The sequence below is a fragment of the Ewingella sp. C233 genome, from assembly GCF_055407225.1.
In genome coordinates this window covers 1-7,088 of sequence record NZ_JBUZRI010000012.1, presented here as the reverse complement: position 1 = coordinate 7,088, position 7,088 = coordinate 1, and the positions used below count along the sequence as shown (strand labels likewise).

Annotated in this window: 4 protein-coding genes; 3 read left to right on the top strand and 1 reads right to left on the bottom strand. The window is 44.2% G+C overall.

Going from position 1 to position 7,088, the window contains the following annotated elements; all coding sequences use genetic code 11:
* Positions 1-2,441: Tn3 family transposase (locus tag ACZRKO_RS22600; protein WP_463739327.1), on the bottom strand; the 2,441-nt coding region annotated here is incomplete at its 3' end.
* Between the two features lie 159 nt (positions 2,442-2,600).
* Here ACZRKO_RS22600 and ACZRKO_RS22595 point away from each other — a divergent pair.
* From ACZRKO_RS22595 to ACZRKO_RS22585, 3 genes are all read left to right on the top strand, one after another.
* A complete protein-coding gene (locus tag ACZRKO_RS22595; protein WP_463739326.1) occupies positions 2,601-3,182 on the top strand; it encodes a recombinase family protein in 582 nt (193 codons plus the stop codon).
* 76 nt (positions 3,183-3,258) lie between these two features.
* Positions 3,259-4,650 carry an SIR2 family protein gene (locus tag ACZRKO_RS22590; RefSeq protein WP_000085084.1) on the top strand — a complete coding sequence of 464 codons (1,392 nt, stop codon included), beginning with the start codon at positions 3,259-3,261 and terminating at the stop codon, positions 4,648-4,650.
* Positions 4,647-6,719: an ATP-binding protein gene (locus tag ACZRKO_RS22585; RefSeq protein WP_001084041.1), complete on the top strand. Its 2,073-nt coding sequence runs from the start codon at positions 4,647-4,649 to the stop codon at positions 6,717-6,719. Before ACZRKO_RS22590 ends, ACZRKO_RS22585 begins: the two co-directional genes overlap by 4 nt.
* Positions 6,720-7,088: the final 369 nt, after the last annotated feature.

Sequence of the window (7,088 nt, the reverse complement as noted above, 5' to 3'; positions counted from 1 at the left end):
ACACATCCCCGGGCCAGCTCATTCAGGGCACCATAATGTGCCGTTTTATCTGCCCGCCAGAATATCGCCCCGCCTGCATCGGCCAGACGAGGGGAAAACTGGTAGCCCAGTAACCAGAACAGGCCAAAAATGATATCGCTGGATCCTGCCGTGTCCGTCATAATTTCTACCGGATTCAGCCCGGTCTGCTGCTCCAGAAGCCCTTCCAGTACAAAGATGGAATCACGAAGCGTACCGGGAACGACAATGCCATGGAAACCGGAGTACTGATCGGAGACGAAGTTGTACCAGGTGATACCGCGTCCTGAACCAAAGTATTTACGATTTGGTCCGGAATTAACCGTTTTAACCGGTGTGACAAAACGCATACCATCTGCGGAGGCAACCTCACCACCTCCCCAGTACCCCGCGAGCGGCAGCGTGGACTGAAAATCAACCAGCCGTGCATTAGCGCTGACCAGCGTTTCTGCCCTGAGATAATTTTGTTTAACCCAGCTCAGACGATGGCGAGTAAGCGCGGGAATATTATGCTTTATCAGGGGTTCATGCCCTATATTGCAGGCTTCTGCCAGCAGTGTTGCGCACAGACTGACCTGGAGATCCTGCGCCCGAGCACCTGATTCACTGACGTGGCTGAATTCGCGGGTAAAACCGGTTCGGGCATCTATTTCAAGCAACAGCTCAGTCAGATCAACCGGAGGGATCAGTTCTCTTACCCGACGATTCAATTGTATCAGTGCCGGTGGCTCATCCAGTTTATCCAGACTGCTAATCGTCAGTGAGGGATGCTTACCTTCATTGCTTATGCTGACCGCTGCGTTGCAGGCAAAACGTGAAGCCACTGATTTCCATGTGTCATCAAGCCGCGTAGCCAGTTGTTCTGCTGCTTTAGTTCCGTCTGATGGATGACCCAGCGCCCGACATACCGGGATGCGTTGTGCCTGCCATTCAGCTCCCTGAAGCAATTTTTGACGCGGGTCCCCCCACCGGTCACTGTTCTCCAGCCAGAGATCACGACGGCGCAAAGAATCTTGAAGGCGCTCGAGAAGACACAGCGAGTAACCCGCTCGTAGAATCCTACCATCTCTGTCGTAGACCAGACGTTTCCAGGGGCCGGAAATGATTTGCTCTGGTGCATCGTCGAGAATTCGCTTTTTTGAGCCACTCAGTTCGGCCAGATAATGGATTGCTGACAACGTGTGCTCCCCGGCCGGGGCGGCCTGAAAGTGTAAGTCACGCAACATCGCGGACAGGAAGCGCTTCACCCGTCCATATTGTTCCACCATTTCATCCTGAAAATGAGTATCTTGCGGGCGCGCCAGCTCATTTACCTTGCCGACGGATTCAGCCAGTTTGTCCTTTGGTATGCGGCGAAAAATAGCCTGCCGCAGAGCTGCTTCATCGGTGTTCTCATCAAGTAATAACGTGCATGCCCGTGCCAGTAATAGCGCGGCACGATCAAGATCTTTAAGGGTCCTGAGCCGCTTTTTCTGCCCGATATTTTTTGCAGAACGCGTGATATCCAGAATAAGCATATCCAGCACATCCACGGCCTCGTCAAGCGCCGAAATTTCCTGTGCTTTCACAAACGCAGTAAGCACGGCCAGTCGCCGTTCGTCAGGCATTCTTGAAATGTATTTCACCGAAGCCATTCCGGCATAACGGGCCAAATTCCGCAGCTGGATGGCAGGCAGACCGGAGAAATTCAGCCGGGAAAACTCCATGCTACGCAGTCGGGTATATCGCTCCAGGGCGTCTGTAAATGACGGCCCACTGATAGTGACAGGACCTTTTCGCATCTCCTCCAGCACCGACATACGCTGCCCTTCAGGTATTTCAAGTAAACCGTCCAGTTGTGTTTTCTGCCAGCTGTCAGGCAACAAAGCCAGCCTTCGCCATAATCGTCGACTTGCCCGTTCGCGTACTTCGCCAATCAGCCTTGTCAGAGTCGAGGCTGCGGGTAGCAGGATCTTATTTTGCAGCAACCATGCGGTAGCAAAATCAAACAGCAGACCTGGACGCTCATTGCTGAGCCAGGCGCGAGTATAGAGCAAACGCTTCAGTCTGAATGACCAGGGGAAATCACCAAAATCATGATAATCATAATAGAGCTTGATAAGCCCCTGATGCTCCCAGCGGGTATTGTCTCTTTCAGCATACCGGGAAAGGATCTCTGGTCGGCTGATGTTCAACTGTGCCGCAATGTAAAAACGGATGAATGAGGGAATTTGAAGGAGATCAGGAAGAAACGTTCCCAGAAAGCGCGCCGTAGTCAGCTGAAGTGCAATCCCCAGCCGGTTATGTTTTCCCCGTCGCTGATTAATAAAAGCAAGGTCACGCTCATCCAGATGAAAATACCGAGCCAGCTGAACCTCATTTGGGTCTGCCACATAGCGACCGTAGTTTTCTGTCTGTTCGCTGGTAAGAAAGTCATCACTCATTGCGCATCCTTTCGTAAACGGGAGTTCTGTTCATTTTTTAACCGTCTCAAATATTATAATTTTTGAGACCAATGAAAACGGCCCTAAACATAAGTATCAAAAATCGTGATTTATGCCTTATGATACTACGCAGTATCAATATCGATTTATGAGACCAAAATGGCATTATTAGGGTATGCAAGAGTATCAACCAGCCATCAGAAACTGACGAGCCAGATTATTGAACTCAACACAGCGGGAGTGAGGGATGATCGAGTGTTTACTGACATGATGTCGGGAGCAACTGATGAGCGCGAAGGGCTACAGCGACTCCTTGCCAGAGCGGAGAAAGATGACATTATTCTCTGTACTAAAATGGATCGCCTTGGACGTAATACCGCAGATATGATTCGCATCGTGGATACTTGCTATAAAAAAGGCATCGCTATTCGCTTTCTTGAGAACGGGCTTAGTACTGAAGGCACTATGGGAAAAATGGTTATCCAGATATTAGCAGCTGTTGCCGAGGCGGAACGTGAAAGGATCTTGGAGCGAACTAACGATGGGCGGCAGGCAGCTATGATTAAGGGCGTCAAATTTGGAAGAAAGCCTCATAAAAAGGCTGAATTAGCTAATGAATTGATCAATAAGGACGTACAAGTTAAAGAGGTAATGGAAAAAACGGGTATATCACGGGCGACGTATTTTAGGCTGAAAAGAAAAACGGTTACTAACAATATTCATCTTTCCAATAATAAATAAGAAAGATGAGCATTCTTAAATGCCTGAACGGCTTCTATTTAGCAATGTTTAAACTCGAAAAAAGGATGTATTCAAATTGAGTCAATATTTAAAGCTTGGAGATGACCAATCTCCGGTTCAGTTGGACCCACACAGCGAAGTTGGTGCATTTAAAGTCGTTGGACACTGCGCATGGGCAAAACCAGAAGATAAAATCACTCCTGACTTTTTGCGTTCAAGAGTAGAACCTTGGTTAACTGCCCTTTTTCAGTCTGAACACTTAAATATACTTATTGGCGCTGGCCTTAGTTCGGCTATTCAAGAGTCAGCGACCGGCACCAAACCTCAAGGTATGGGATGGATTGAAGATCTCAAAGTTTGTAAGGCTGAAATAGACAGTTATGTAGCTAAAACAGCAGACGCCTCAGGAAGGGGAAAGGGTAATATTGAAGATCAGATTCGTTCAATTAATGAGTTGATTAAAGGATTAGAGATTTTAACGGTACAAAACCTACCGGTTCCACTACCTCCACCAGGTGCTCCCCCATATCGAAATTTAAAAAGTGAGTTAGTAGAGTTAAATAATGAGCTAACAAGATGTCTGAAATTATTTTCGGACTCAGTTAGTCATGGGGAAAAATTAATTCGTGATGCAAGCAATGATTTAAAAACAGAAACGTTTAATTATTTAGTGAGTTTTTTGATGAGTTTTTCAAGTCGAACAGCAACTAGGGATCGATTACATATTTTTACGACAAATTACGACAGAATAATTGAAACGGGCGCTGAAATAGCAGGTCTTCGTTTAATTGACAGATTTGTCGGTACCATAGCGCCGATTTTTAGATCTTCGCGATTAGAAGTGGATTATCATTACAATCCACCAGGTATTCGGGGTGAACCAAGATATTTGGAAGGTGTGGCGCGCTTTACTAAATTACATGGTTCATTGGACTGGTATGCTACTGAAGGGGCTATAAGGCGTTTTGGATTGCCATTTGGAGCTAGCTCGGTTGAACCCTTTTTACAAGTGGAAACAGCCGGAACTGCAAATTATCAACAATTAATGATTTATCCAAATTCAGTTAAAGACCGTGAAACATCTGAATATCCTTATGTTGAGCTATTTAGGGATTTAGCATCTGCAACATGTCGTCCTAATAGCACCTTGGTAACATATGGTTATAGTTTTGGAGATGAGCATATAAATCGGCTTATAATTGATATGTTGACAATCCCCTCAACGCATATAGTCATAATTGCTTACGGTGATCCGCTTGGAAGAATTATGCGTTTTATAAATGATAGTGGAAGAAAAGCTCAAATATCTTTATTGCTGGGAGATCATTTTGGAGATCTAAAAAAATTAGTTGATTTTTATCTTCCTAAAGCCGCGATAGACAGATCATCAATTCGTATGGCTGAGCTATTAAAATCACGAGGTTTATATCGTGCAACAAAACCAAATAATAGTGAGGATGCTGAATGAACTCATTCCCCATTGAACAAGGTGAGCAACTCAGGGTTGGCACTGTCGATTTTGTTTCACCCAACGAGATTAGGGCACTATTAGATATCGACTCGCCTGATTCTGTCGCTTTGAATGCAGGAACACCTAGAAATTTTCCTAGAGTAAACAGCTATGTATTAGTCTCATGTGACAATGGTTACTTAGTTGGGCAAATAGAGTGGCTTGCAGTTGAGCATTCGCCTTATCCCAAACAAAGGGATATCCAAGATTTTGGTTTAGTAAATCTGCCATTCCCTCGAAAAAAAATAAGTTTAAATCCGGTAGGGAATCTTAAACGTTTTTCAAAAGATGGTACTGATTATTTTATATTTCAACGCGGTTCTGAATCATTTCCTTCTATTGGTTCAGCTATTTTACTACCAACAGATTTACAGCTTAGATCAATTGTCGAGTCTGGTAATAATAGACGGGTGATTATTGGGCAAAGCCCACTTGCTAACAATGCTAATGTGGCTGTAGATCCCGACAGATTATTTGGTCGTCATATAGCAGTACTTGGTAATACGGGTAGTGGTAAGTCTTGTTCTGTTGCAGGGTTAATCCAGTGGTCACTCGAGGCTGCAATGGAATCAGAAATAAAACCAAACGCAAGATTTATTATATTAGACCCAAATGGCGAGTATACACGTGCTTTGGGGCCAACTACAAAATTTAAAGGCAGAGTGTTTAAGGTTGAAGCAGAAGATGGTGAAAACCAATTACAGGTACCTTCATGGTTTTGGAATAGTTCAGAATGGGCATCATTCACGCAAGCAAGTCCTAAAGCACAACTTCCATTACTAAAGCGCTCTTTGAGAGCAATGAGAAATGAAGAGTTTGATTTACAAACGAATTTAGATGTAGAAGTTAAAAAGTACTTAGGTACTATTTTAGTTTCTTTAAAAGCGGATAAATCTAAAGGTGCAGCAGCACTTAATGATTTCCCAGGTGCTAAAAATCTTTTGGCAAAAATTAACACTTGGCGTCAGAGTCTTGAAGAATATAAAGAAAGGTTAGTTACTACACATCCAGAGCTAGATAAATTAATCGTCTCTATTCAAGATTTTTGTGTGCAAAGAGAGGGTAGATATCCAGATTACAATGCTAAAGTTAGCGCAGTTGATAACATCATAGATGGAATGTTATCTTCATTTCAGAGCCTTGGTGGTAATGAGTGTGAACTCCTTCCGAAAAATGAGGACATCCCCGTCCCTTTTGACGGAGGTAATTTAGTTTCCTATTTAGAGGCATTAGCCCAGGAAAATGGCAGTGAGCAATATGTCGAATATTTAGTGGCTAGGATACGCACAATGCTTGCTGATACGAGAATGAAACCTATAACCAATGACTCAGAGCACCGAGTTGACTTAGCCAATTGGTTAGAAACTTATATTGGAAAGGATGGAACCGGCGATGATGATAGCTGTGTTTCAATTATTGATCTTTCTTTAGTACCAACAGAAATTACTCATCTTGTGACAGCTGTTATTTCAAGGATTGTGTTTGAATCATTGCAACGTTATAGGCGGCTATATAATAAATCTTTACCTACGGTACTTGTCGCTGAAGAAGCACATACATTTATTAAACGGTATCGTGATGACTCTGAAAATCAGGATGTCGCAGCCGTTTGCTGCCAAGTGTTTGAGAAAATCGCACGAGAAGGCAGAAAGTTTGGTCTTGGTATGGTGATTTCCTCACAACGACCATCAGAGTTATCACCTACGGTTTTGTCTCAATGTAATACTTTTCTTTTGCATCGAATTAGTAACGACAAAGATCAGGAGCAAGTTCATAAAATGGTACCTGATAATTTGCGAGGATTACTCCGTGAACTACCTTCATTACCATCCCAACATGCAATACTGATGGGCTGGGCATCTGAACTTCCTGTCCTAGTTAAAATGAAAAATTTGACGAAAGAGCAGCAACCTCATTCTGATGACCCTGACTTCTGGGATGTTTGGACAAGAAAGTATGCGGATGGGAAGTTGGTCGAGAGAACTGTCGATTGGGAAGCTGTTGTAAAGGAATGGCAACAAAAGTGATCTGCAGCAGAAAATGAAAGCGGGAGAGCAGATCGGAATTGAAGGAACTTTATGCCATCAATCTACTTGGTGTTGCGTTCCATTGTCCCTCCCCCCATGACGACTGAAGTGGCTGCAAACGCAGTACCTAACAATCTCAATATAAACAATGAACTAACCTCTTAGCGTGGTTTTTTGCATCATTGGCCCTCAAACCCCTAATCCCACTCAGTTTCAGGCGCAAGGACTATGCCAAACCTCGCCAATTCGTCTATCAGACGCGACACCCTAGATACCGTCACGGCAGTTTCAGGGATGATCTGGCCATCTTCATTCCGTGGACTGAGTTCTTCAGCCAGCTTAGTGATGTTGATAGTGACAATACCGGTA

Coding starts and splice junctions, on each gene's coding strand:
- ACZRKO_RS22595 (WP_463739326.1), top strand. CDS start 2,601: ATGGCATTATTAGGGTATGCAAGAGTATCAACCAGCCATCAGAAACTG.
- ACZRKO_RS22585 (WP_001084041.1), top strand. CDS start 4,647: ATGAACTCATTCCCCATTGAACAAGGTGAGCAACTCAGGGTTGGCACT.